This window comes from Sandarakinorhabdus sp. AAP62 (assembly GCF_000331225.1).
GTDB lineage: Bacteria > Pseudomonadota > Alphaproteobacteria > Sphingomonadales > Sphingomonadaceae > Sandarakinorhabdus.
On record NZ_ANFY01000003.1, the window covers coordinates 229,832 to 256,401 of the forward strand.

The 26,570-nt window shown below is 64.8% G+C and carries 19 protein-coding genes, 1 other RNA gene and 1 pseudogene; 20 read left to right on the plus strand and 1 reads right to left on the minus strand.

Going from position 1 to position 26,570, the window contains the following annotated elements; all coding sequences use genetic code 11:
• Positions 1 to 118 precede the first annotated feature (118 nt).
• The 13 genes and pseudogenes from secE (at position 119) to ssrA (ending at position 20,065) form a co-directional block, all read left to right on the plus strand.
• The gene (gene secE / locus D619_RS0101325) at positions 119 to 346 is read left to right on the plus strand and encodes a preprotein translocase subunit SecE (protein ID WP_017666754.1); all 228 of its coding nucleotides are present in this window, start codon (positions 119 to 121) and stop codon (positions 344 to 346) included.
• Between the two features lie 8 nt (positions 347 to 354).
• Positions 355 to 891 carry a transcription termination/antitermination protein NusG gene (nusG, locus tag D619_RS0101330; protein WP_017666755.1) on the plus strand — a complete coding sequence of 179 codons (537 nt, stop codon included), beginning with the start codon at positions 355 to 357 and terminating at the stop codon, positions 889 to 891.
• 70 nt (positions 892 to 961) lie between these two features.
• Positions 962 to 1,396: a 50S ribosomal protein L11 gene (gene rplK, locus D619_RS0101335; RefSeq protein ID WP_017666756.1), complete on the plus strand. Its 435-nt coding sequence runs from the start codon at positions 962 to 964 to the stop codon at positions 1,394 to 1,396.
• A 4-nt stretch (positions 1,397 to 1,400) separates the two neighbouring features.
• Positions 1,401 to 2,099 carry a 50S ribosomal protein L1 gene (gene rplA, locus D619_RS0101340; protein WP_017666757.1) on the plus strand — a complete coding sequence of 233 codons (699 nt, stop codon included), beginning with the start codon at positions 1,401 to 1,403 and terminating at the stop codon, positions 2,097 to 2,099.
• A 532-nt stretch (positions 2,100 to 2,631) separates the two neighbouring features.
• Positions 2,632 to 3,147 carry a 50S ribosomal protein L10 gene (gene rplJ / locus D619_RS0101345; RefSeq protein WP_017666758.1) on the plus strand — a complete coding sequence of 172 codons (516 nt, stop codon included), beginning with the start codon at positions 2,632 to 2,634 and terminating at the stop codon, positions 3,145 to 3,147.
• A 51-nt stretch (positions 3,148 to 3,198) separates the two neighbouring features.
• Positions 3,199 to 3,576: a 50S ribosomal protein L7/L12 gene (gene rplL / locus D619_RS0101350; protein WP_017666759.1), complete on the plus strand. Its 378-nt coding sequence runs from the start codon at positions 3,199 to 3,201 to the stop codon at positions 3,574 to 3,576.
• A gap of 178 nt (positions 3,577 to 3,754) precedes the next feature.
• Entirely contained in the window at positions 3,755 to 5,143 is a 1,389-nt protein-coding gene (locus tag D619_RS0101355) for an alpha/beta hydrolase (RefSeq protein ID WP_243442596.1), read from the plus strand.
• A gap of 298 nt (positions 5,144 to 5,441) precedes the next feature.
• Complete coding sequence (gene rpoB / locus D619_RS0101360) at positions 5,442 to 9,584, plus strand: DNA-directed RNA polymerase subunit beta (RefSeq protein WP_017666761.1); 4,143 nt, start codon at positions 5,442 to 5,444, stop codon at positions 9,582 to 9,584.
• Positions 9,585 to 9,718: 134 nt separating this feature from the next.
• A pseudogene (gene rpoC / locus D619_RS15215) lies at positions 9,719 to 13,837 on the plus strand (DNA-directed RNA polymerase subunit beta'); the annotation flags it as partial.
• Positions 13,838 to 14,076: 239 nt separating this feature from the next.
• Positions 14,077 to 15,285, plus strand: a complete 1,209-nt coding sequence (locus D619_RS0101370) for a glycosyltransferase family 1 protein (RefSeq protein ID WP_017666763.1) — start codon at positions 14,077 to 14,079, stop codon at positions 15,283 to 15,285.
• 44 nt (positions 15,286 to 15,329) lie between these two features.
• Complete coding sequence (locus D619_RS0101375; protein ID WP_017666764.1) at positions 15,330 to 16,580, plus strand: TolC family protein; 1,251 nt, start codon at positions 15,330 to 15,332, stop codon at positions 16,578 to 16,580.
• The gene (locus D619_RS0101380; RefSeq protein WP_017666765.1) at positions 16,577 to 19,717 is read left to right on the plus strand and encodes an efflux RND transporter permease subunit; all 3,141 of its coding nucleotides are present in this window, start codon (positions 16,577 to 16,579) and stop codon (positions 19,715 to 19,717) included. The genes D619_RS0101375 and D619_RS0101380 overlap by 4 nt, the downstream gene beginning before the upstream one ends.
• Positions 19,717 to 20,065, plus strand: a transfer-messenger RNA (tmRNA) gene (ssrA, locus tag D619_RS17520). Before D619_RS0101380 ends, ssrA begins: the two co-directional genes overlap by 1 nt.
• Positions 20,066 to 20,171: 106 nt before the next feature.
• On the opposite strand, the gene D619_RS15220 is transcribed toward ssrA, so the two are convergent.
• A complete protein-coding gene (locus D619_RS15220) occupies positions 20,172 to 20,702 on the minus strand; it encodes a DUF3833 family protein (RefSeq protein ID WP_017666766.1) in 531 nt (176 codons plus the stop codon).
• Between the two features lie 180 nt (positions 20,703 to 20,882).
• On the opposite strand from D619_RS15220, the gene D619_RS0101390 reads away from it, so the two are divergent.
• The 7 genes from D619_RS0101390 to D619_RS0101420 all read left to right on the plus strand — a co-directional run bounded on the left by D619_RS0101390 (position 20,883) and on the right by D619_RS0101420 (position 26,567).
• Complete coding sequence (locus D619_RS0101390) at positions 20,883 to 21,371, plus strand: ClpXP protease specificity-enhancing factor SspB (RefSeq protein WP_017666767.1); 489 nt, start codon at positions 20,883 to 20,885, stop codon at positions 21,369 to 21,371.
• 53 nt (positions 21,372 to 21,424) lie between these two features.
• Positions 21,425 to 22,030 carry a guanylate kinase gene (gmk, locus tag D619_RS0101395; RefSeq protein WP_033372772.1) on the plus strand — a complete coding sequence of 202 codons (606 nt, stop codon included), beginning with the start codon at positions 21,425 to 21,427 and terminating at the stop codon, positions 22,028 to 22,030.
• Complete coding sequence (locus D619_RS17035) at positions 22,027 to 22,668, plus strand: DUF4893 domain-containing protein (RefSeq protein ID WP_017666769.1); 642 nt, start codon at positions 22,027 to 22,029, stop codon at positions 22,666 to 22,668. Before gmk ends, D619_RS17035 begins: the two co-directional genes overlap by 4 nt.
• Complete coding sequence (locus D619_RS0101405; protein ID WP_347574765.1) at positions 22,617 to 23,453, plus strand: sulfite exporter TauE/SafE family protein; 837 nt, start codon at positions 22,617 to 22,619, stop codon at positions 23,451 to 23,453. Before D619_RS17035 ends, D619_RS0101405 begins: the two co-directional genes overlap by 52 nt.
• Entirely contained in the window at positions 23,423 to 24,706 is a 1,284-nt protein-coding gene (locus D619_RS0101410; RefSeq protein ID WP_026090582.1) for an amidohydrolase, read from the plus strand. Before D619_RS0101405 ends, D619_RS0101410 begins: the two co-directional genes overlap by 31 nt.
• Positions 24,707 to 24,790: 84 nt before the next feature.
• On the plus strand, positions 24,791 to 26,227 hold the full coding sequence (locus D619_RS0101415; protein ID WP_017666772.1) for an aldehyde dehydrogenase family protein: 1,437 nt from the start codon (positions 24,791 to 24,793) through the stop codon (positions 26,225 to 26,227).
• Between the two features lie 52 nt (positions 26,228 to 26,279).
• Positions 26,280 to 26,567, plus strand: coding sequence for a DUF1330 domain-containing protein (locus D619_RS0101420; protein WP_017666773.1), 288 nt, complete (start codon positions 26,280 to 26,282; stop codon positions 26,565 to 26,567).
• Positions 26,568 to 26,570: the final 3 nt, after the last annotated feature.

The following is a 26,570-nucleotide window of genomic DNA, read 5'->3' on the forward strand; positions in this document are numbered from 1 at the left end:
GCGTTGATCCGGCCGGTAGCGGGGTTCCCCGTGCCGGTTATTGGCGTTGCGGGCGGCGGGTTCCAGCTGCTGCCCGAGTGATTCGTGTCGGGTTTCGAATGGCAAAAGGCGAACGCGCGTGAGTGAGGCAAAGGCTGAAGTGGCGAAGAAGCCCCGGGTTTCCCCGGCGGAATTCGTGCGCCAGGTGCAGACCGAGCAGCGCAAGATCACCTGGCCGACGCTGCCCGATACAGTGCGCATGACGATCATGGTGCTGGTGATGACGACGCTGCTGTCGGTCTGCTTCCTCGGCATCGATCAGGTCCTGGGTCGCACCGTCAAATTCCTGCTCAGCCTCGCTGCCTGAGGAACATTATGTCGCGCTGGTACATCATTCACGCCTATTCCGGTTTCGAGAACAAGGTGAAGGAGTCGATCCTCGCCGAAGCCCGCCGCATGGGCCTTGAAGGCTTCATCGACGCGGTTGAAGTGCCGGCCGAAACCGTCACCGAAGTGGTGAAGGGCAAGAAGCGCCAGGTCGAGCGCAAGTCGATGCCCGGCTATGTGCTGGCCAAGCTGGCGATGACCGACGATGTCTATCACCTCGTCAAGAACACCCCGAAGGTGACCGGATTCCTGGGCCAGCAGAACAAGCCGCAGCCGGTGAGCGAGGCGGAAGCCGCCCGCATGCTGAACACCAAGACCGAGGAAACCCCTGCGGCCAAGATCAAGAAGAAGGCCAATTTCGAGATCGGCGACAGTGTGCGCGTGCTCGATGGCCCGTTTGCCAGTTTCAACGGCCTGGTCGAGGAAATCGACTACGACCATGGCCGCGTCAAGGTTTCGGTGTCGATCTTCGGCCGGGCAACGCCCGTCGAACTCGGCTTCGAACAGGTGGAAAAGCAGAAGTAAGGCTTTTCCATCTTCAGCGTGGGAGGCCGGTTGCCCCGGCCGCTAGCACCACACAACAAGGAGTGGCCCGATGGCCAAGAAGATTACCGGTTATATCAAGCTGCAGGTGAAGGCGGGTTCCGCCAACCCCTCGCCGCCGATCGGCCCCGCACTGGGCCAGCGCGGCGTCAACATCATGGAATTCTGCAAGGCGTTCAACGCCAAGACCGAATCCCTGGAAAAGGGCACGCCGATCCCGACGGTCATCACCGTCTATGCCGATCGCTCGTTCAGCTTCATCACCAAGCTGCCGCCGGCCTCTTACCTGATCAAGCAGGCTGCTGGCCTGAAGTCGGGCGGCACCACGCCGGGCAAGGGCGCGCCGGTTGCCAAGATCAAGCAGTCGCAGATCCGCGCCATCGCCGAGCAGAAGATGCCCGACCTGAACGCGAACAGCATCGAGATGGCGATGAAGACCATCGAAGGTTCGGCCCGCGCGATGGGCCTGCAAGTGGTGGAGGGCTAAGACCATGGCAACGACCAAGAAGGCCAAGGCTCTGGCCGCTGCGGTGAACCGCGACAAGCTCTATCCGATCGACGAAGCGCTGGGCCTGGTGAAGAGCCTGGCCACCGCCAAGTTTGACGAAACCATCGAAGTGTCGCTGAACCTGGGCGTTGATCCCCGTCACGCCGATCAGATGGTGCGCGGCGTCGTCACCCTGCCCAAGGGCACCGGCAAGACCGTGCGCGTGGGCGTGTTCGCCCGCGGCGCCAAGGCTGATGAAGCCAAGGCCGCCGGCGCCGACGTGGTGGGCGCTGAAGACCTGCTGGAACTGGTGACCGGCGGCACGATCGATTTCGATCGCTGCATCGCCACGCCGGACATGATGGGTCTGGTTGGCCGTCTCGGCAAGGTGCTGGGCCCCAAGGGCCTGATGCCGAACCCGAAGCTGGGCACCGTGACGATGAACGTCGCCGAAGCCGTGAAGGCGGCCAAGGGCGGCCAGATCGAATATCGCGTCGAAAAGGCCGGTATCATCCATGGCATCCTGGGCAAGGCCAGCTTTGACCAGGCCGATCTGCGCAGCAACTTCAACGCGCTGCTCGATGCCGTGGTGAAGGCCAAGCCGTCGGGCGCCAAGGGCAAGTATCTGCTCAAGGTCGCCGTCAGCTCGTCGATGGGCGCCGGCATCAAGGTCGATCCGGCCTCGACGGGCCAGAACGCCTGATCCAAGCGCTGAGCGCAATGAAACGGGGCCGGGAAGAGCGATCTCCCCGGCCCTTTTTTCGTGCTGCGAACCGGAACCGGCAGCGCCCGCCACCGGCCATCCGCTTCACTGGACAGCAGGCAGATACGCTGGTCACCTTCTGCCGATGCAGGGCCGCCGGAAAAGATCGGCCTGGCCCGGGCAGGGCCGTGTCGGGCTTGACTCTGCGGCGGCCACCCCGTAGTGCGCCGCATCCGCTCAAGCCAGCAATGGCTGGGCGACCGTCCGAGATTGCAGGTGGGTTTTGCCCTTAAGCCAGTTGGGCCTGCATGAGACGAGGTTGGTTTTCACGGATTGGGCTGTGGCCTGATCCGGTCTGCACTGGGTATCCCGGTGTGGCGACGATCCTCTTCGGACGGGCCTGGTGCCCGCTCCTCCCCACAATGTGGTGATTGGCAGGCGCAAGGCTCATGAGCCGGCGCAGCGGAAACGCTGTGTCATCACCGGCCTGCCAAGCCCCTGGGCCTGGCGGGCATGAAACCAAGGAGTGAGCATGGATCGCGCCCAAAAAGCCGAAGCCGTCTCCAGCCTGGCCAAGACGCTGACCGAGACTTCGGTCGTCGTGGTCACGCGCAACCATGGCCTGACCGTCGCGCAAGCGAGCGATCTCAGGAACAGGATGCGCGCGGCTGGTGCCAGCTACAAGGTGACGAAGAACAGCCTTGCGCGCATCGCGCTCGAAGGCACGCCCTACCAGCCGATCGGCGACCTGCTGACCGGCCCGATCGGCCTTGCCACGTCCACCGATCCGGTGGCCGCTGCCAAGATCGCGGTGGAATTCGCCAAGACGACCGACAAGTTCGAAATCGTCGGTGGCGGCATGGGTGGCACTGTCCTCGATGTGAATGGCGTGAAGGCCCTGGCCGAACTGCCGTCGCTCGACGAACTGCGTGCCAAGCTGATTGGCCTGCTCAACGCACCGGCCACCAAGCTGGCCCAGCTGGCCAATGCGCCGGCGACCAAGCTGGCCCGCGTCTTTTCGGCCTATGCCGAAAAAGAAGCTGCCTGAGCCTTCGACCAAACTTCACACAGACCAAACTGAAAACACTGGAGAATTACCATGGCTGACCTGAACTCGATCGTTGAACAGCTTTCCGCCCTGACCGTGCTGGAAGCCGCTGAACTCGCCAAGATGCTGGAAGAAAAGTGGGGCGTGTCCGCCGCTGCCGCCGTGGCCGTGGCCGCTGGCCCGGCCGCTGCTGCTGCTGGCCCGGCTGCTGAAGAGCAGACCGAATTTGACGTGGTGCTGACCGGCGACGGCGGCAAGAAGATCAACGTCATCAAGGAAGTCCGCGCCATCACCGGCCTGGGCCTGACCGAAGCCAAGACCCTGGTGGAATCGGCGCCGAAGGCCGTCAAGGAAGGCGTGTCGAAGGCTGATGCCGAGAAGTTCAAGAAGCAGCTGGAAGAAGCCGGCGCCACCGTCGAGCTCAAGTAAGCGCTTCGCACCAGCTCTGCTGGCACGAACAGGAAAGGGGCGTCTCCTCGTGGAGCCGCCCCTTTTCTTTTGGATGCCAAAGGCGCAACCTTGTCATCATGCCCGATTGGCCAGAAAACCACCTCATTCGCGCCGGCGCTGGCCGCATGAGCACCCGTTGAATCGGCTGCGCCGTTTGGTGATTGCGGCCATTGCCGCAGCAGCATGGGCGCTCCCGGCCGCGGCGCTCGCACCGGAACCGGTGACGTGTGCCGACCCCAGCCTGCCTGCCGAAGCCACGTGTTTCCGCTTGGCGGTGCCGGAGTCCCGCGAAGCTCACGGACCGGACCGATTGCTGTCCTTGTCGCTGGTGCGGCTGCCCGCTGTTGCAGGCACGGGCCACAAAGCCATCTTCATCTTCCAGGGCGGGCCTGGGCAGGCGGCCACCCGGCTGACCGGCTTTTACGCCCGCGTCTATGCCGGGGCGCGGTCCACCCACGACATAGTGCTCATCGATCAGCGCGGCACCGGCGGGTCGGCGCCGCTGAATTGCCGCGTTCCGGCCAACCAAACCCTTGCCGATCTGTTCGATCCGGCGATCATTTCTACCTGCCGCGCCCAGCTTTCTGCCAAACACCGGCTGGCTGCCTTCACGACAAGTGCCGCCGTTGCCGATGCCGAAGCCGTGCGCCAAGCCTTTGGTTATGGCCGCATCGATTTGTACGGTACTTCCTATGGCACCAGGGTCGCCATGGAATATGCCCGCCGTTACCCAGATCATGTGCGCACTCTCACGCTGAAGGGTGTGGTGCCGCCCTGGTCAATCATGCCGGCCGATTTTGCCCCCGACGTCCAGGCGGCAGTGGCACTCATGCTGCGCGACTGCACAGCTGACCACGCCTGTCACGACGCCTTTCCCGATCTGGCCGGCGATCTGGCGCGCGCTGGAGCCAGACTCGATGAGGCACCAGCGACGGCCGTGGTCGACACGCAGCCGCTGCGCCTGCAGCGCGGCATGTTTGGCGCCGTGATCCGGACGATGCTGCAAGCAACGCCTCTGCGTGCAGGATTGCCGTTGCTGTTGCATGAAGCAGCAGGCGGGAACTGGCAGGGGTTCATCGCGCAAGCGGCGGCGCTGCGGCGGGCTGCCCAAAACGATATCGCTACCGGCCTGATGCTGTCGGTGGCCTGCAGCGAGGATGTGCCGTTCATCGATCGAGCAAGGGCGCAGCGATCGGCGCGTGGCACCGTGCTCGGGCGCTATTGGATCGACCAGTTGATCGGTGGCTGTGCCCGTTGGCCGCGCGGCAGCGTGCCAGCCGATTGGCGCGAACCCTATCGGCTGCCAGGGCCGGCGCTGCTGATTTCGGGTGAGCTTGATCCGGCGACGCCGCCGGCGGGAGCTGAGCAGGTCGCCAGGCTGATCGATCAGGCACATCATGTGCTGGTGACGGGTAGTAGCCATAGCTTTGCCGGCATGAACGGCTGTGTGGATCGCATTATGACCACGTTCGTGGTTGCGGGCAGCATGGCTGGCCTTGACACCGGCTGCACTGCGGCAATCCGCCCGCCGGCATTCCAGCATTAGCATCCGCCTTCTGGTCGATGGGCTGACACCGTCATTTCGCCGCCCCTCTTGCCGAAATCCAACAAAGCGCCTATTTGCCGCCCTGCACTGAACGGGCCTCGAGTCCCGCTCAGCCTGTTGTTCTTCGAGACACGGTTCGCTTGCGCGATCGGACCGCGACGGAGGAAGGGCACACAGGGTTCCATCGCCAGTGACCGTGCGACATTCCGCAGCAGCGGAGTGACGTGCGGTTTTTGCTGTTTTTCCGGTCGGGCGACTGACTGGAGCCACGATTTTGACGAAAAGGCGATCGCAACACATGGCCACCCAGATGAAGCCGCCCCAGGGCGTGAAGCCGTTCAACAACCGCCGCCGCATCCGCAAGAACTTCGGTCATATCGGCGAAGTCGTGCAGATGCCCAACCTCATCGAGGTGCAGCGCGAAAGCTATGAGCAGTTCCTGCGGTCCAACCCGGCGGTGGGCTATGTCTCCGGCCTCGAAAAGACCCTGCGCAGCGTCTTCCCGATCCGCGATTTCGCCGGCACCGCCGAGCTGGATTTCGTGCATTATGAACTGGAAGAGCCGAAATACGACACCGACGAGTGCCGCCAGCGCGGCATGACCTATGCAGCGCCGATGCGCGTCACGCTGCGGCTGATCGTGTTCGAAGTGGATCCCGATACCGAAACCCGCTCCGTGCTCGATATCAAGGAGCAGGATGTCTACATGGGCGACATGCCGCTCATGACCGGCAACGGCACCTTCATCATCAACGGCACCGAGCGCGTGATCGTCAGCCAGATGCACCGGTCGCCCGGCGTCTTCTTCGATCATGATCGCGGCAAGACCCACGCCAGCGGCAAATATCTGTTTGCCGCCCGCGTGATCCCCTATCGCGGTTCGTGGCTGGATCTGGAATTCGACGCCAAGGACATCGTCAACGTCCGCATCGACCGCAAGCGCAAGCTGCCGGTCACCACGCTCCTGTACGCGCTGGGCTGGCATTCGGAAGAGATTCTGAACCTGTTCTACAACCGCGTCACCTGGGTGCGCGGCCATGGCGCCAATGGCGAAGCCGGCTGGAAGGTGCCGTTCGTCGAAGCCAACTACCGCAATGCCAAGCCGACGTTCGACGTGGTCAACGCCGACACTGGCGAAGTCGTGTTCCCGGCCGGCACCAAGATCACGCCGCGCATGGTGCGCAAGGCGACCACCGATGGCCTGACCAGCCTGCTGATCCCGACCGAGGAAATCTTCGGCCGCTATTCGGCGTTCGATCTGATCAACGAAGCCACCGGTGAAATCTACATCGAGGCCGGTGATGAACTGACCGCCGAAAATCTGGAAAAGATCGATCGCGCCGGCCAGACCAGCATCGAACTGCTCGACATCGATCACGTGTCGGTGGGTCCGTGGATCCGCAACACGCTGATGGCCGACAAGGTGGAAGAGCGCGACCACGCGCTTGCCGAAATCTATCGCGTCATGCGCCCCGGCGAACCGCCGACGCGTGAAACCGCCGAAGCCATGTTCTACGGCCTGTTCTTCGATCCGGACCGGTATGACCTGTCGGCCGTCGGCCGCGTCAAGATGAACATGCGTCTGGCGCTGGACTGCCCGGATGATGTGACCGTGCTGCGCCGCGAGGATATTGCTGCTGTCGTCAAGACTCTGGTCGAACTGAAGGACGGCAAGGGCGAAATCGACGACATCGACAATCTCGGTAACCGCCGTGTGCGTTCGGTCGGCGAACTGCTCGAAAACCAGTATCGCGTTGGCCTGTTGCGCATGGAACGCGCGGTGAAGGAGCGCATGAGCAGCGTCGATATCGACACCGTCATGCCCAACGATCTGATCAACGCCAAGCCGGCCGTGGCCGCGGTGCGTGAATTCTTCGGCAGCTCGCAGTTGTCGCAGTTCATGGACCAGACCAACCCGCTGAGCGAAGTCACCCACAAGCGCCGCGTCTCGGCCCTCGGTCCGGGCGGTCTGACCCGCGAACGTGCCGGCTTCGAAGTGCGCGACGTTCACCCGACTCACTATGGCCGCATCTGCCCGATCGAAACGCCGGAAGGCCCGAACATCGGTCTGATCAACAGCCTCGCCACTTTCAGCCGCGTCAACAAATATGGCTTCATCGAAACGCCCTACCGCAAGGTGGATGGCGGCAAGCTTACCGATGATGTCGTCTATCTTTCGGCCATGGAAGAAGCCCGCCACACCATCGCGCAGGCCAACGCCGGCATCGACAAGGGCGGTACCTATGTCGAGGAATTGATCTCGGCCCGCCAGGCCGGGGAATTCCTGATGGCCCCGGCCAGCACCATCACGCTGGCCGACGTGTCGCCCAAGCAGCTGGTGTCGGTCGCCGCGTCGCTGATTCCGTTCCTGGAAAACGATGACGCCAACCGCGCGCTCATGGGTTCCAACATGCAGCGTCAGGCCGTGCCGCTGGTGAAGGCCGAAAGCCCGTTCGTGGGCACCGGCATGGAAGGCACGGTCGCGCGCGATTCGGGCGCCGCCATCGCCGCCAAGCGCACCGGCATCGTTGACCAGGTGGACGCCACCCGCATCGTCATCCGCGCCACGCAGGACGTGGAGCCAGGCAAATCGGGCGTCGACATCTACACACTGATGAAGTTCCAGCGCTCCAACCAGTCGACCTGCATCAACCAGCGCCCGCTGGTGACCGTGGGTGACCTGGTGCAGAAGGGCGACATCATCGCCGACGGCCCGTCCACGGAGGACGGCGAACTGGCGCTGGGTCGCAACGTGCTCGTCGCCTTCATGCCGTGGAATGGCTACAACTACGAAGACTCGATCCTGATCAACGAGAAGATCGTCAAGGAAGACATCTTCACCTCGATCCACATCGAGGAATTCGAAGTCATGGCCCGCGACACCAAGCTGGGCCCGGAAGACATCACCCGCGACATCCCCAACGTCGGTGAAGACGCGCTCGCCCGCCTCGACGAAGCCGGCATCGTCTACATCGGCGCCGAAGTGGAGCCGGGCGATATCCTGGTCGGCAAGATCACCCCCAAGGGTGAATCGCCGATGACGCCGGAAGAAAAGCTGCTGCGCGCCATCTTCGGCGAAAAGGCCAGCGACGTGCGTGACACCTCGCTGCGGCTGCCGCCGGGCGTGTCGGGCACGATTGTTGATGTCCGCATCTTCAACCGCCACGGCATCGACAAGGACGAACGTGCCCTGCAGATCGAGCGCGAGGAAATCGAGCGGCTCGAAAAGGATGCCACCGACGAACGCGCCATTCTGGATCGCGCCACCTATGCCCGTCTGCGCGATGCGCTGCTGGGCCAGGAAGTGGTCGCGGCGCCCAAGGGCGTGAAGAAGGGCGCCGCCATCGACGAAGCCATGCTGGAAGAGCAGCCGCGCCGCGAATGGTGGAAGTTCGGCGTGGCCGATGATGCCATGCAGGCCGGCCTGGAAGCGTTGAAGGCACAGTGGGATGAAGCCCACACGACCATCACCGCCCGTCTTGAAGACAAGAAGGGCAAGGTGCAGGCCGGCGACGAACTGCCGCCGGGCGTGCTGAAGATGGTGAAGGTGTTCGTCGCGGTGAAGCGCAAGCTGCAGCCGGGTGACAAGATGGCCGGGCGCCATGGCAACAAGGGGGTCATCTCCCGCATCCTGCCGCAGGAAGACATGCCCTTCCTCGCCGACGGCACCCCGGTCGACATCGTGCTCAACCCGCTGGGCGTGCCCAGCCGCATGAACGTCGGCCAGATCTTTGAAACCCATCTGGGCTGGGCCGCGCGCGGCCTGGGCAAGAAGATCGCCGCCATGCTGGAGGATATCCACCAGACCATGGCGAGCGGCACGGCCAATGAGATCCGCGAACTGTTCAAGGCCATCTATGGCCCGCAGTATCTGCTCGACATCGCCGATTACGACGATGCCGCGGTGATCGAACTGGCCCGTAACCTGGTGGGCGGTGTACCGATGGCCACCCCGGTGTTCGATGGCGCCAAGGAAGCCGATGTGTCGCACATGCTGGAACTGGCCGGGCTGGAAACGTCCGGGCAGGTCGAGCTGTTCGACGGTCGCACCGGTGACGCCTTCGACCGCCGCGTGACCGTGGGCTATATCTACATGCTCAAGCTGCACCACCTGGTGGACGACAAGATCCACGCCCGCTCGATCGGTCCCTACAGCCTCGTCACCCAGCAGCCGCTGGGCGGCAAGGCCCAGTTCGGCGGCCAGCGCTTCGGGGAAATGGAAGTGTGGGCGCTGCAAGCCTATGGCGCGGCCTACACCTTGCAGGAAATGCTCACCGTCAAGTCGGACGACGTGGTGGGCCGCACCAAGGTGTATGAAGCCATCGTCAAGGGTGACGACACGTTCGAAGCCGGCATCCCCGAAAGCTTCAACGTGCTGATCAAGGAAATGCGGTCGCTGGGCCTCAACGTCCAGCTGCAGAGCAACGAGGCGGTGGAGTGACATCAGCCTCCCCTCCCTGCCTGCAGGGAGGGGCCGGGGGAGGGTTTCGCCCTCCTCGTTGAACTGACCGCCACGCCACCGAAAACCCTCCCCCGCCCCCTCCCTCAGGAGGGAGGGGAGAAGGAGCCGAGAACATGACGAACGAAGTGATGAATTTCTTCTCGCCGGCCGCCAAGCCCGAGACGTTTGACCAGATCCAGATTGCCATCGCCAGCCCGGAACAGATCCGCAGCTGGTCGTTCGGCGAGATCAAGAAGCCGGAAACCATCAACTACCGGACCTTCAAGCCGGAACGCGATGGCCTGTTCTGCGCCCGCATCTTTGGCCCGATCAAGGATTACGAGTGCCTGTGCGGCAAGTACAAGCGCATGAAGTACAAGGGCATCGTCTGCGAAAAGTGCGGCGTGGAAGTGACCGTTTCCAAGGTCCGCCGCGAACGCATGGGCCATATCGAACTGGCCGCGCCGGTGGCCCACATCTGGTTCCTGAAGTCGCTGCCCAGCCGCATCGGCATGCTGCTCGACATGCAATTGAAGCAGCTGGAGCGCGTGCTCTATTTCGAACAATATGTCGTGCTCGATCCGGGCATGACGCCGTTCAAGAAGTTCGATCTTCTCACCGAAGATGAACTGATGACCGCCCAGGAAGAATATGGCGAAGACGCCTTCCAGGCCGGCATCGGCGCCGAAGCCATCCGCATCCTGCTGCAGGAACTCGATCTTGAAGGCGAGATGGAGACGCTGCGCGAGGAACTGCGCACCACCAAGTCGGAACTGAAGCCGAAGAAGATCATCAAGCGGATGAAGATCGTCGAGAGCTTCATCAACTCGGGCAACAAGCCCGAATGGATGGTGATGACGGTGGTGCCGGTGATCCCGCCGGAACTGCGCCCGCTGGTGCCGCTGGATGGCGGCCGCTTCGCGACGTCGGATCTCAACGATCTCTATCGCCGCGTCATCAACCGCAACAACCGCCTGAAGCGCCTGATCGAACTGCGCGCCCCCGATATCATCGTGCGCAACGAAAAGCGCATGCTGCAGGAAGCCGTGGACGCCCTGTTCGACAACGGCCGCCGTGGCCGCACCATCACCGGTGCCAACAAGCGTCCGCTGAAGTCGCTGTCCGACATGCTCAAGGGCAAGCAGGGCCGCTTCCGCCAGAATCTGCTCGGCAAGCGCGTCGATTATTCGGGCCGCTCGGTGATCGTCACCGGTCCGGAACTCAAGCTGCACCAGTGCGGCCTGCCGAAGAAGATGGCGCTCGAACTGTTCAAGCCGTTCATCTACTCGCGCCTCGACGCCAAGGGTCTCTCCATGACCCTGAAGCAGGCCAAGAAGTGGGTCGAAAAGGAACGCAAGGAAGTCTGGGACATCCTTGACGAGGTGATCCGCGAACATCCGGTGCTGCTGAACCGCGCGCCGACGCTGCACCGCCTTGGCATCCAGGCGTTCGAACCCGTGCTGATCGAAGGCAAGGCCATCCAGCTGCATCCGCTGGTCTGCTCGGCCTTCAATGCCGACTTCGACGGTGACCAGATGGCCGTGCACGTGCCCCTGAGCCTCGAGGCCCAGCTGGAAGCGCGCGTGCTGATGATGTCGACCAACAACATCCTCAGCCCCGCCAACGGCAAGCCGATCATCGTGCCGTCGCAGGACATGGTGCTGGGTCTCTATTATCTGTCGATGGAAGCCGAAGGCGAACCGGGTCAGGGCATGGCGTTCGGCACGATGAGCGAAGTGCACCAGGCGCTGTTCAACAAAAACGTGACGCTGCACACCAAGATCATCGCCCGGGTGCCGCAGACCGACGAAGCCGGCCAGCTCTACATGAAGCGCGTGAACACCACGCCGGGCCGTCTGCTGCTGGGCGAAACGCTGCCCAAGAGCCACAAGGTGCCGTTCGAAACCATCAACCGCCTGCTGACCAAGAAGGAGATCGGCGACGTCATCGACACCGTCTATCGCCACACCGGCCAGAAGGAGACGGTGCTGTTTGCCGATGCCATCATGGCGCTGGGCTTCCGCCACGCCTTCCAGGCCGGCATCAGCTTCGGCAAGGACGACATGGTGATCCCCGCCGCCAAGGCCGTGCTGGTCGACAAGACCAAGGCCGAGGTGAAGGACTTCGAGCAGCAGTATCAGGACGGCCTGATCACGCAGGGCGAGAAGTACAACAAGGTGGTTGACGCCTGGTCCAAGTGCGGCGACCTGGTTGCCGGCGAAATGATGAAGGAAATCAGCGCCAAGAAGAAGCGGCCGGATGGCCGTGAGGCGCAGATCAACTCCATCTACATGATGGCGCACTCCGGTGCCCGTGGTTCGCAGGCCCAGATGAAGCAGCTGGCCGGCATGCGCGGCCTGATGGCCAAGCCGTCGGGCGAGATCATCGAAACGCCGATCCTGTCGAACTTCAAGGAAGGCCTGACCGTGCTGGAGTATTTCAACTCCACCCACGGCGCCCGCAAGGGTCTGGCCGATACCGCGCTGAAGACCGCCAACTCGGGTTACCTGACCCGCCGTCTCGTCGACGTTTCGCAGGATTGCGTCGTCGTCGAGGAAGATTGCGGCACCACGCGCGGCATGGTGATGAAGGCCATCGTCGAAGGCGGCAACACCATCGTTTCGCTGGGTGAGCGTATCCTCGGCCGCACCGTGCTGGTTGACATCGTCGACGCCAAGACCGGTGAAGTCGTGGCGCCGGCCGGTCATCTGCTGACCGAATCCGACGTGACGCGCATCGAGAAGGCGGCCGTTGCCGAAGTGAAGATCCGCTCGCCGCTGCTGTGCGAAACCAAGGGCGGCGTCTGCTCCACCTGCTATGGCCGCGACCTCGCGCGCGGCACGCCGGTGAACATGGGCGAAGCCGTTGGCGTCATCGCGGCGCAGTCGATCGGCGAGCCGGGCACGCAGCTGACCATGCGCACCTTCCACATCGGTGGCGCGGCGCAGGTGAGTGAACAGTCGACCCTCGATGCGCCGGTTGACGGTCTCATCGAATTCCGCGGCATTGTCACCATCACCGACAGCCGTGGTCGCAACGTCTCGATGGCGCGCAATGGCGAACTGGTGCTGCGCGACAGCGAAGGTCGCGAACGCTCGCTGCACCGCATTCCTTACGGGGCGCTCATCACGCACCTCGAAGGTGTGACGGTGAAGAAGGGCGATCGTCTGGCCGAGTGGGATCCGTACACCCTGCCGGTGATCACCGAAAAGTCGGGCAAGGTGAAATACCAGGACCTGATCGAAGGCACGACCCTGAAGGAAGAGGTGGACGAAGCCACCGGCCTCGCCAACAAGGTCGTCACGGAGTGGAAGTCGAGCAACAAGAAGGATGATCTGCGTCCGCGCATCACCCTGCTTGATGACCAGTCCGGCGAAGCGGCACGCTACATGCTCGCCACCGATGCCATTCTCTCGGTGGCCGACGGCCAGGATGTTTCGGCCGGGGACGTGCTGGCGCGTATTCCGCGTGAAGCCGCCAAGACCCGCGACATCACCGGGGGTCTGCCGCGCGTGGCCGAATTGTTCGAAGCCCGTATCCCCAAGGACAATGCGGTGATCGCGCGTGTCGACGGGCGTGTGGAATTCGGCAAGGATTACAAGACGAAGCGCCGCATCAACATCCGTCCGGAAGATGGTGGGGACGTCGCCGAGTATCTGGTGCCCAAGGGCAAGAACGTGGCCGTGCAGGAAGGCGACTTCGTGCGCCGGGGTGACTATCTGATCGATGGCAACCCCAACCCGCACGACATATTGGAAGTGCTGGGTGTCGAGCCGCTGGCCGAATATCTCTGCGCCGAGATCCAGGAAGTCTATCGCCTCCAGGGTGTGCGCATCAACGACAAGCACATCGAAGTGATCGTGCGTCAGATGCTGCAGAAGGTGGAAATCACCGACAGCGGCGACACCACGCTGCTGGTGGGCGAACAGGTCGATCGCGAGGAAATGGACGCCGAAAACGCCAAGCTTGGTCAGGATGGCCGTCCGGCCGCCGGCAAGCCGGTGCTGCTCGGAATCACCAAGGCCTCGCTGCAGACCAAGTCGTTCGTGTCGGCGGCGTCGTTCCAGGAGACCACGCGGGTGCTGACCGAAGCGGCCGTGCAGGGCAAGGTCGATACGCTCACTGGTCTCAAGGAAAACGTCATCGTTGGTCGCCTGATCCCGGCTGGTACCGGTGCCGGCATGGGCCGTCTGCGCGTGCAGGCTGCCAGCCGTGACGCGGTGCTGCGTTCGGTGCAGCAGGCCAACGCCAAGGCGCTGGAGCAGACCGAAGGCTGATCGGCATCGCCGATTCCGGCGGCAGAATGAAATGGGGCGTGGCGGGCAACCGTCACGCCCTTTTCATGTTCATGCCGATGAGCCCATCGGTGGTTTGTCGCGGGCTGGTGTGCCTGATCCTGCTTCTGGGGCAATGCTGATCGCTGGCTGCCATCACTCTGCCGCGCCTTGGCCACAATGGCATGCGATAGGGGGCGAGAATCAGGGAATGATGTGTGGCCACCGCTTACAAGATGCCCGAACAATTTGATGCCGCGCCGGTTGCCGCGCCGATGGCGGCGCGTGGGCTGAAGATCGCGCTCTATTCGGGCAATTATAATTATGTCCGCGATGGCGCCAATCAGGCGCTGAACCGGCTGGTCGCCTATCTGGAGCGGCAAGGCTGCACCGTGCGCGTCTATTCGCCGACCAGCGATACCCCGGCGTTCGAGCCGGCCGGCACGTTGGTTTCGGTGCCCAGCCTGTCGATCCCCGGCCGCGATGAATATCGCTTGGCGCTGGGCCTGCCTGATCGACTGAAGCGCGATATCCGCGCCTTCGCCCCCGATATCATCCATCTTTCGGCGCCCGATCCCGCCGCCCATGCGCTGAAGCGGCTCGGGCGCGATCTGAAGCTGCCGGTGGTGGCCTCCATCCACACCCGCTTTGAAACCTATCTCGAATATTATGGCTTCGGCTTTGCCCGGCCGCTGCTGGAGGCCATGCTGCGGCGCTTCTATGCCGGGCTGGATGAAGTGTTCGTCACCACGCCGGGTTTCGGGGCCATGATGCGCGACTCAAGGATCATCGCCAATCAACCGGCGGTGTGGAGCCGCGGCGTCGACAAGGCCCGTTTCAATCCGCAGCGTCGCTCGCCGGAATGGCGCTGGGGGCTGGGCATTGGCGACAGCGAGCCGGTGATCGGCTTCGTCGGCCGGCTGGTGCTGGAAAAGGGGCTGGAAACGGTTGCCGCGGCCGTGGCCGAACTGCAGCGCCGCGGCGTGCCTCACCGGCTGGTGGTGGTGGGCGATGGCCCGGCGCGGGATCGCTTCCAGGCGCTGGCCCCGGATGCCATTTTCACCGGCTTCCTCGATGGGCTGAACCTCGCCCGCGCCTATGCCAGCATGGACATGCTGTTCAATCCGTCGACCACGGAAACCTTTGGCAATATCAACCTCGAAGCCATGGCCAGCGCCATCCCGGTGGTGGCGGCGCGGGCCAGCGGCAATGAATGCCTTGTCACCGACAGCGCGACCGGCGCGCTGGTGACGCCGGGTGATATCACCGGCTATGCCGATGCCCTGCAACGCTATTGCACCGATCCCGTCTTGCGGACTGATCATGGCCAGGCCGGGCTGGCGGCGGCGCAGGCCTTCGACTGGGATGCCATCAATGGCGCCGTGCTTAGCCGCTATCGCGAACTGATTGCAACTAAGCACCCGTAAAATAACGGGTTTGTTTTTGCGTGCGATGGTCTAGGCGGGGCGGGATGATCCGTGCGCTTTGCCTTTTCGTGGTTGCCGTTCTGGCAGCGCCTGCCACCGGCCAGACGGTGGCCATCTCCATTGATGCGCTCGCCGCCGAAATTGTGGCGGGCAATCCCGAGCGCCAGTTTCTCGCCCGCCAGATCAGCCTGGCGCAAACGGGGGCTGCCGCCGCTGGCCGCTTTGCCGATCCGGAAATCAGCGTCGAATTCGGTGAGCGCCGCACCGACAATCCGCTCACCGGCCAGCGCCTGGGCGACGGCCCGGCCTTTGTCGTTTCCATCCTGCAGCCGATCGAGTTCAATGGCCGCCTGCCGCTGCGGAAGGCCATCGCGCAGGGCAATGTCACGCTGGCGCGCATCGGCCTGGCCCAGTTCGACGCCACGCTCGCCGCCCGCGCCCGCACCCTTGGCTATCGCCTGTTTGCCGCTGATGCCCGCGCCGATGCCGCCGCGCAGGTGGCCGGGCGGATGCGGGTGCTGGCCGCCGTGCTGGTGGCGCGCGATCCGGCCGGGCCGGCGCCGGCGGTGGAAGCGGCCGTGCTGGAAGCCGCGGCCATCACCGCCGAACGCAGCGCCGCAGAAGCCCAGGCCGCTGCCAACGCCGCACTTTATGAGCTGAACGCCCTGCGCGGCCAGCCTTTCCCGGCCAAGGTCCGCATCCTGCGCCCGCCGCCCGCGCCGCCGCCGCTGCCCGATGTGACCATGCTGGCCGAACAGGTGGAAGCCGGCAATTTCGAACTGCTCGCGCTGAAGGCGCAGCTGGAACAGCAGGGGCTGGGTGTGCGGCTGGCCGAAAAGGGCCGGGTGGGTGCGCTCAGCATTGGCCCGTTCATCAACCGCGATCGCGGCGACGTGAAGGACCAGGTGGTCGGCCTGCGCGCCACCACCACCCTGCCACTGTGGAACCGGCAGGAAGGCGATGTCGCCGCGGCAGAATCCCGTGCGGCACAGGGCGAGGCGGCTTTGATCGCGGCGCGGCGGCGCCTGCTGTCGGGCCTGCATGCCGATGCCGCGCTCTATCGCGCCCGTTCTGAAGCTCTGGCCAAATGGCCGGCGGATGCGCCGCAGCGCTTTGCCGATGCCGCGGCCGAGGCCGATCGGGCCTGGCGGCTGGGCGCGGTGCCGCTGGCCACCTATGTGCAGATGCAGACCGGCTGGCTGGATGCGCTGGCCGCCGTACTGGAAACCCGCGCCGGCCTGTGGGAAGCGCGGGAGAATATCCGCGTCGCGACCGGGGGCGGCGCGCAGCCGTGATCGCCTCCTTGATTTCGGCCAGCGCCCGCCATCGCGGCGGTGTGCTGATCGCGGCGCTGATTGCGGCGGCCATCGGCCTTTATCACCTCGTCACCCTGCCGATTGACGCCATTCCCGACGTCACGGGCGTGCAGGTCCAGGTGAACACCGCCGTGCCGGGCCTGGCCGGTGAGGAGATCGAGACACGGGTGACGGTACCGATCGAGCGGCTGATGGGCGGTCAGCCCGGTCTCACCGGCTTCCGCTCGCTCACCCGCTCCGGCCTGAGCCAGGTGACCTTGCTGTATGAGGACGGCACCGATGTGATGCGCGCCCGCCAGGTGGTGACGGAACGGCTGGCCAACGCGGTGGCAACGCTGCCGCCCGGTTCGGCGCCGCAACTGGCACCGATCACCACCGGGCTGGGCGAGATTCTCTATTACACGCTGGAATGGGATCACCCGCCGCACGCCGAGCCGCATCACGCCGGCCTGCAACCGGCCAGCACCCACGACGAGCATCTGATGGCCCTGGCCGAAACCCAGGAATATGTCGTCATCCCCATGCTGCGACAGGTCGCCGGCGTGGCCGAGGTGAACAGCATCGGCGGGCTGGAACGCCAATATGTGATCGAGCCGGACCTGGCAAAGCTGGCGGCCGCCGGGGTGACGCCAGCCGAACTCGCGGCCGCTGTCGCCGCCCATGCCGACAATGCCGGCGGCGGCGCCATCTCGCAGAACGGCCGCCGGCTGGTGGTGCGCACCGATGCCAAGGTGATGCAGCCCGAAGCCATCGGCGCGCTGCCGGTGAAGTTCGCCGGCGGCGCTCGGCCGCTCACCGTGGCCGATCTTGCCACCGTGCGTGTTGGCCACATGCTGCGCGCGGGCGCGGCCACCGTGAACGGCCAGCAGACCGTGCTGGGCACCATCATGATGCTCACCGGCCAGAACAGCCGTGAGGTGGCGCGGCGGGTGGGCGAATTTCTGCCCGACGTGCAGGCGGCCTTGCCCAGGGGCATGGTGATCAAGGTGCGCTATGACCGTGCCGACATCGTGGAGCGCACCGTTGCCACCGTGCGCAGCAATCTTTCCGAAGGCGCCTTGCTGGTGGCGTTCGTGCTGATCCTGGCGTTGGGCCAGTGGCGTGCGGCGCTGATCGTGGCGGCGGTGATTCCGGTGGCGTTCCTGATCGCCAGCATCGGCATGGTGCAGCTCGATGTCAGCGGCAATCTCATGAGCCTGGGGGCGCTCGATTTCGGGCTGGTCGTCGACGGGGCGATTGTGGCGGTGGAAAACGCCCTGCGCCGGCTGGCGGCGGAACAGGCCCGGCCGGGCCATCCGCTCACCGAAACGGCGCGCCGCGCGGTGATCGCCGAAGCCATGGGGCAGGTGGCGCGGCCGGTGGCCTTTGGCGTGGCGATCATCACGCTGGTTTATGTGCCGGTGCTGGCGCTGGGCGGGGTGGAAGGCAAATTGTTCCGACCGATGGCGATCACGGTAATGCTGGCGCTGTCGGCAGCGCTGCTGGTGAGTATCACGCTGGTGCCAGCGTTGGCGTCCTATTGGTTGCAGCCCACGGCTGGCCACGGCCCTACCCGGCTGGTGGCGGCGCTGGAAGACGTCTATCGCCCGGTGCTGACCGCCACGCTGGCGCGGCCGCTGCTGGCGCTGGTGCCGGCGCTGCTGGCGGTGGGCGCGGCCGGGCTGCTGTTCACCCGGCTTGGCACGCAGTTCACGCCGCGACTGGACGAAGGCTCGATCACCACGATGATCTACAAGCCGGTGGACATGAGCCTTGAGCGCAGCCTTGAGATCGAGATCGCGCTGGAAAAATCGCTGCTGAAGAAATTCCCGCAGATCACCGCCGTCTTCTCGCGCATCGGCACGTCGGCCGTCGCCACCGATCCGATGCCGCCGAACGAGAATGATCTGTATGTCAGCTACAAGCCGCTGAGCGAATGGCCGGCCGATGGCCCGCAGAGCAAGGTCGCGCTGCAGGATGCCATCGAAGCCGAAGCCCACCGCCAGTTTGCCGATCAGAGCTTCCTGCGCGGCCAGCCGATCGAGATGCGTTTCAACGAAATGCTGGAAGGCACCCGCGCCGATCTGTCGGTGAAGCTATTCGGCGACGACAATGATCGGCTGGAACAACTTGGCACCAAGGTGCTGGCCGTGCTGAAGCGGCTGCCCGGCACGGCGCAGGCCGAATATGAAGTGGATGGCCGCACCCCCAGCCTGGTGGTGCGGGTTGATCATGACGCGCTGGTGCGGCTGGGCCTGGGGGCGGACGAGGTGAACCGGGCCATCAGTACCGCGCTGGCGGGGCAGGAAGTGGGGGCCATATTGGAAGGCATCCGCCGCCACGGCATCGTGGTGCGCCTGCCTGATTCCAGCCGCGCCGATCTCGATACCATCCGTTCGCTGCCGCTCAGGGTCGGGCAGGCCGGGCTGGTGCCGCTGGGACGGGTGGCAAGGCTTGAGGAAGTGCTGGCGGTGGAGCCGGTGCGCCGCGACAATGGCCAGAAACGGGCGGCGCTGCTGGTCAACCTGTCGGGCAGCGATATCGAGGGCTATGTGGCGCGGGCCAAGGTGGAAATGGCCAAGGCGGTGGCGCTGCCCGAAGGCTATCGCATCGAATATGGTGGCCAGTTCAAGCAGTTGCAGGAAGCCAAGGCGCGCCTCGCATTGCTGGTACCGGCCTGCCTGCTGCTGATCCTCGTGCTGGTCTATGGCGCGCTGGGGTCCATCACCCAGGCGCTGATCGTGTTCGCCGGCATCCCGCTGGCGGTGACCGGCGGCGTGTTTGCGCTGGCGGTTCGGGCCATGCCGTTTTCCATTACGGCGGCGATCGGTTTCATCGCGCTGTCGGGCATTGCCATGCTCAATGGCCTGGTGATGGTCGATCACATCAACCATCTGCGCGGGGAGGGGCTGGCCAGGGACGAGGCGGTGCGCGAGGGCGCGATGGACAGGCTGCGGCCGGTCATCTCCACCGCACTGGTGGCCAGCATCGGTTTCCTGCCGATGGCGATTGCGACTGGCGCTGGCGCGGAGGTGCAGCGCCCGCTTGCCACCGTGGTGATCGGCGGCATCATCTCCTCCACCCTGCTCACGCTGCTGCTGCTGCCGGCGCTGTATCGGCGGCTGGTCAAGGGCTGACCCTTGAGGAATCGCCCGGCTGCGCCTACATAGGCTGAGCCGGCTTGCCGGATATGGCGATAAATGATGCCGTGAAATAGACGCAGCGGACCCGGGGGCAGTACCCGGCGGCTCCACCATTTTCTCAACCCGTTGTCGGGGCGATGTATGGGGCCGAACCAGAATCGACGTGTGTTCAAAGACGATGTTTTTGCCCGGCCTGAATGAGCCGTAAAACCGTTCAAAACACCATAAATGCCAACGACAACGAGGCATTCGCAATCGCAGCGTAACTGAGGTCCTCACGGACTGAGTTTCACTGGCCGAAAGCGCGGTACGGGCCACACCGGGCAACAGAAGTGGATTCCAGCGGCCTGAGGGAGGGCCGGGCAACAGAACCTCCCTCACCGATTTGCACCATCACGGCCCTCCCGGAAAACCAGAACAACTCAGGGGGCCGGGCAACAGAACCCCCTCACTTCTCCCCGCGCGTGATGACCTCGTCCAGCCGCGCCACTGGCAGGCCCCATTTGCGCATGATCATCACATTATGCAGCACCAGCCCGCCGGGCTGCAGCGCCAGCCACTGATCGGCGCGCAGACCGCCCTTCATGGTGAAGCGCAGGTGGAGGCGATTGCCCTCGATGCGACCGGTCACCGGCCCGGCGGCATCGCTCAGGCTGCCGGCGACGCCGGCTGGCCCATCACGGTTCAACTGCCATTGCCGCTGCGTTGCCGGCTGGCCCGCCAGCGCCACTGTCTGATCGAGGATCAGGCCGCCATTGCTGCCCCTCCGTCCCACACTGGCCACCGTCACGACGCGCGGCCGGCGCAGGGCAATCTTCAACGTGCCTTCGCCTCGGCTTTGCCCGGTAAAGAAGGCCAGCGCATCGAGCGCCGGCGCGTCGGCCCGGGCCGGCGGCAAGCGCCCGGCCGCAACACAGCCCGACAGGATGGTGAGCAGGGCCAGAGCTGCCGCCGTTCGCCCGATGTTTCCCTTCCGCATCGACTTTCCCACCCCAGACATCCACTCATGGCAGCGAAGCTACGCAACAGCCGGCTGCGGCGATGTCATCCGCCGCTGTGGCCGGCATATCGCTTGACCTTGGCCCCCCTTGACCTAGACAGCGCCTCGCGCCAATCGGTGGCGATATCCCCCCGCGTTTTCAGCCAAGGCTCAGTTCTCGTGAACGACACCACGCCCGACAGCCTGATCCCCTATGACGATATCGTCCAGGATGCGCTGCGCGGTGTGGTCAGCCGTGTGCTGCAGCGCATTTCGGACGAGGGCGGCCTGCCCGGCGGCCATCATTTCTACATCGCCTTTCGCACGCGCGCGCCCGGCGTTTCCATCCCGAAACATCTGATGGAGCGTTATCCGGACGAGATGACCATTGTCATCCAGCATCGTTACTGGGATCTGGTGGTGGCCGATGACCATTTCTCCATCGGGCTCAGTTTCAACCAGATGCCATCCAGCCTGGTGATCCCCTATGATGCCATCGTGGGCTTCGTTGATCCGGCGGTGAATTTTGCGCTGCAGTTTGCGCCCAAGGATGGCGAAGGCCCGCCGGATGATTCAGGGCCCGAAGAGCCGTCGCCGGATCCGCCAGCGCCCGAACCGCAGGATGATGGCAGCAATGTCGTCACCCTCGACCGGTTCCGCCGCAAGTGACGCAATTTGCCCGCACCGGCGCGCCGGCCCGCAGCCCCCTGCGGCGCGGCCTGATGTTCGTGCTGTCCTCCCCCTCGGGCGCCGGCAAGACCACCATGTCGCGCGCGCTGATGGCCGAAGACAGCGGCATCACCATGAGCGTTTCGGCCACGACCCGCCCACCGCGGCCCGGTGAGGTGGACGGGGTGGATTATTATTTCGTTTCAACGGACCAGTTCCAGTCGATGGTGGAAGAAAACGCGCTGCTGGAATGGGCGACCGTGTTCGGCAACCGCTATGGCACGCCGCGCGCGCCGGTCGAATCGGCGCTGGCCGATGGCCGCGATGTGCTGTTCGATATCGACTGGCAAGGCACGCAGCAATTGCAGCAGACGGATGCAGCCTCCGATCTGGTGCGCGTGTTCATCCTGCCGCCGCATCTGGACGAGCTGGAACGCCGGCTGAAGAACCGCAACACCGATCACCCGGAAGTGATCGCCGATCGCATGGCCCGCGCCCGCGACGAGATCAGCCATTGGGGCGAATATGATTATATCCTTGTCAACGACGACGCCGAAACCTGCCTGAACGAGATCCGCGCCATTCTGAAGGCCGAACGGCTGCGCCGCAAACGCCAGCTGGGCCTGGCCGGGTTCGTGCGCGGCATGCTGGGCGAATGATCCGGGTTGTGGCTCTGCTGGCCCTGCTGTTGCTGGCGGGCTGCAGCAAGGAAGACGAACTGCGCCCCTATGCCGTCGTGCGCCGCGCCGATGTGTGGCAGGCGGTGATCAGCGATCCGGATCGCGGCCGGCTGTCGCGCCTGTCTGACGCCTGGGAACAGGCCCGCACCGATATCACCGAAGCCGGCCGCGATGCCGATCTGGCGGCGTTGGGCCCGGTGGCCGTCGATCGCCCGACTGCATCGCCGGCCTTTCCAGGGGCCGGCACTTACCAATGCCGCACCATCCTGCTGGGCTGGCGCCAGGGCACGCCGCGCACGGCGCCGCCGGTGCAGGCCAGTGCCTGGGTGCCCTGCACGCTGGCGGCCGACGGGATCTTGCTGCGCCTCGAAACCGCGCCGGGGCCGCAGCAATATCTGGGCACGCTCTATCCCGATGTCGATCGACTGATCTTCCTCGGCACGCTGCGGCTGGCCGGTGACATGGGCCGGCTGCGCTATGGCGAGGATGCCCAGCGCGACCAGCTCGGCGTGCTGCAGGCGATCGGGCCCAACCCCAATTCGGGCCATTGGCGCATCGCGCTGCCGTGGCCACGCTGGACGGCACGGCTGGTGCTGATCGAACTGCGCGCCGCCTGATCGTGCCGGCGGGCATTGCCGAACTGCTCAGCGCACAGGGCTGGGCCTTCTGGGTTGCAGCGCTGGCCGGCGTCACCATCCTGGGCCTGGCCAAGGGCGGCTTTGCCGGGCTGGGCGTGCTGGGCCTGCCGATCATGACGCTGGGCATGAACCCGGTGATGGGCGCAGCCATATTGCTTCCGATCCTGCTGGTGCAGGACGTGTTTTCAATGAAGGCCTTTGGCGGCCATCGTAATGATGATGTGTTGAAGCTGATGATACCTGGCGCCTGCATCGGCATCACTGCCGGGTGGGCGCTGGCCCGTTTCGTGCCGGTGGCGGCTGTCGAACTGGCCGTGGGACTGATCGCGTTCAGCTTTGGCATTCAGCGCATCCGGGCTGAACGGCGCGGTGTGGCCGGGCGCCCCGGCGGCGCACTGGCCGGCGTGGCGATGGGTGCCGCGGCCGGCTTCACCAGCCAGATTGCCCATGCCGGCGGGCCGCCATTCCAGATGCATGTGCTGCCGATGAAGCTGCCGCGCGACATGTTCATCGGCACCAGCACGGTGTTTTTCGCCGTGATCAACTGGATCAAGGTGCCGGCTTATTACGCGCTGGGCGCTTTCACGCCGGCCAATCTGTGGCTGGCCGTGGCGCTGATGCCGGCGGCGCTGCTTGCCACCTGGGCCGGTACCGTGCTGGTGCGGCGTATTGATGGCCCGCGCTTTTATGCGATGATGCACGCATTGATGATCATGGTCGGGGGAAAGCTGACATGGGACGGACTCGCTTCACTTTTGGCCTGAGCGCTGCCCTGTTGGCCGCGCCCACGCTGGCCGCCCCGGTGGATCTGGTCACGCTCTACAAGGATCTGCACACCCACCCTGAACTCAGCTTTCAGGAAATCCGCTCGGCCGGCATCCTGGCGGCTGAAGCCCGCGCGGCGGGTTTCGAGGTGACCGAGAAGGTGGGCCGCACCGGCGTGGTGGCGGTGCTGAAGAACGGCAAGGGCCCGACGCTGCTGATCCGCGCCGACATGGACGGGCTGCCGGTGAAGGAAGCCACCGGGCTGCCCTATGCCAGCAAGGCCATGGGCAGTTATGGCGACGGCCCGATGACGCCGGTGATGCATGCCTGCGGCCACGATATTCACATGGCGGTCTGGGTGGGTACGGCGCGCTGGTTGGCGGAGAACCGCAAGGCCTGGCGCGGCACCGTGGTGATGGTCGGCCAGCCCGCCGAAGAGGCTGGCGGCGGCGCGCGCGCCATGCTGGCCGATGGCTTGCTGACGCGATTCCCCAAGCCCGATTTCACGCTGGCGCTGCACGACAGCAGCGGCATCCCCGCCGGCACGGTGAGCGTGCCGCAGTTCCGGGCGCTGTCCATTTCCACCTCGATGGACATGCTGGTGCGCGGCGTTGGCGGCCATGGCGCCTATCCGGCCAGCACACGCGACCCTGTGGCGCTCGCCGCCCGCATCGTCACGGGGCTGCAACCGCTGATTTCCCGCGAGAATGATCCCTTCCAGCCGGCGGTGATCACGGTGGGCAGCATCCATGGCGGCACCAAGCACAATATCATTCCGGACGAGGTGAAGCTGCAGCTGACCATCCGCAGTTACGACCCCAAGCAGCAACAGCGCCTGCTGGATGGCATTGCCCGGGTGGCGAAAGGCGAGGCGATTGCGGCTGGTCTGCCCGAAGCGTTGATGCCGGTGATCAGCCACTCCGGCTATGGCGTGCCGACCCTGAATGACCCGGCACTGGCCGCCCGCATCAAGACGCAGTTTGAAACGAAACTGGGCAAGGCGCGGGTGGTGGATCTCGATCCGTCGATGGCATCGGAGGATTTCCAGTATTTCGGGTTGGAGGCCAAGGTGCCGTCGGTGATCTTCTGGCTGGGCGGCGTTGGCCAGGCGCAGTGGGATGCGGCGCAAAAGGGCGGGCCGGCGATCCCGAGCCTGCACAACAGCGGCTGGGCCCCCGATCCGGCGCCGACCATCGCGACCGGTGTGGAAAGCATGGCGGCGGCCGCCGCGATGCTGATGCCGGCGAAATAGCGCCCCCCTCAAAAAGCCCAAGCGCCGAATCGCCCCATAGGCGTGCTACAACCCTCTCAACACCACAGCTGGGGAGGCTGAGCCATGCGCGACTACACCAAATTCTACATCGACGGCCAATGGGTGGATCCGGCGACGCCGAACCCGCTCGACGTGATCAATCCGGCCACCGAGGAAGTTGCCGGCCGCATCAACCTGGGCAGCGCCGCCGATGTCGATCGGGCCGTGGCCGCCGCCAAGAAGGCCTTTGCCAGCTTCAGCCGCACCAGCGTTGCCGAACGCATCGAGCTGATGGGCGCCATCGCGGCTGAATATCAGAAGCGCTACAACGACATGGCTGCCGCCATCACCGAAGAGATGGGCGCGCCGGCGTGGCTTTCGAACCAGGCGCAGGCCGCGCTGGGCATCGGCCACATCGCCACCGCCATCGAAGTGCTGAAGAATTACAAGTTCGATGAGCTGAAGGGCACCACGCTGATCACCAAGGAGCCGATCGGTGTGTGCGCCTTCATCACGCCGTGGAACTGGCCGGTGAACCAGATCGCCTGCAAGGTGGCGCCTGCTCTCGCAGTGGGCTGCACGATGGTGCTGAAGCCGTCGGAAATCGCGCCGTTCTCGGCGTATATCTGGACGGAGATCATGCACGCAGCCGGTGTGCCGGCGGGCGTGTTCAACCTGGTCAATGGCGATGGCCCGGGCGTGGGCTCGGCCCTGTCTGGTCACAAGGATGTCGACATGGTCAGCTTCACCGGCTCGACCCGCGCCGGCATCGCGGTGGCCAAGAACGCGGCCGATACGGTCAAGCGCGTGGCCCAGGAACTGGGCGGCAAGTCGCCGAACATCGTGCTGCCCGATGCCGATCTGGTGAAAGCCGTCACCGGCGGCGTGCAGAGCGTGATGATGAATTCGGGCCAGAGCTGCAACGCGCCGACCCGCATGCTGGTGCCGCGCGGCAAGATGGCGGAAGCTGCCGCCATCGCCAAGCAGGTTGCCGAAGCCACCACCGTGGGCGATCCCAACGGCAATGCCGCCATGGGCCCGGTGGTGAGCGAAACCCAGTATAACAAGATCCAGGGCCTGATCGAACAGGGCATCAAGGAAGGCGCCACGCTGGTTGCCGGCGGTCCCGGCCGTCCGGAAGGCCTCGACAAGGGCTATTATGTGAAGCCCACCATCTTTGCCGATGTCACCAACGACATGACCATCGCCCGCGAGGAAATCTTCGGGCCGGTGCTGGCCATGCTGCCCTATGACAGCGAGGAACAGGCGATCGCGATTGGCAACGATACTGTTTACGGCCTTGCCGCCTATGTCCAGGGTGAGCCGGAACATGCCCGCAAGGTGGCGCGTGAGCTGCGCGCCGGCCAGGTCAATGTCAATCAGGCCGGGTTCGACCTGATGGCGCCGTTCGGCGGTTACAAGCAGTCGGGCAATGGCCGCGAATGGGGCGACCATGGCTTTGCCGATTTCCTTGAAACCAAGGCCATCATTGGCTGGGGCGAAGCGGCCGCGGCGGAATGATCGTCGACACCGCGCGCCGGTGGCGCGCGGCGGCATTGCCAGGGGGAATATCATGGCAGCCTATATCGTTTTCACGCGCGAACGTTTGCGCGATCCGGATGAATTCGCGACCTATGGCGGCAAGGCCGGCGGGACGCTCGCCGGGCACAACGCCAAGCCGCTGGCCTTCTATGGCGCCCACGAAACGCTGGAAGGCGCGCCGATCGAAGGCGCCGTGATCGTGGAATTCCCCGACACGGCGGCAGCCAAGGCCTGGTACAACAGCCCGGCCTATCAGGATGCCGTCAAGCATCGCTTCGCCGGTGCCGATTATCGCGTCTTCATCACCGAAGGTCTCTAAAGC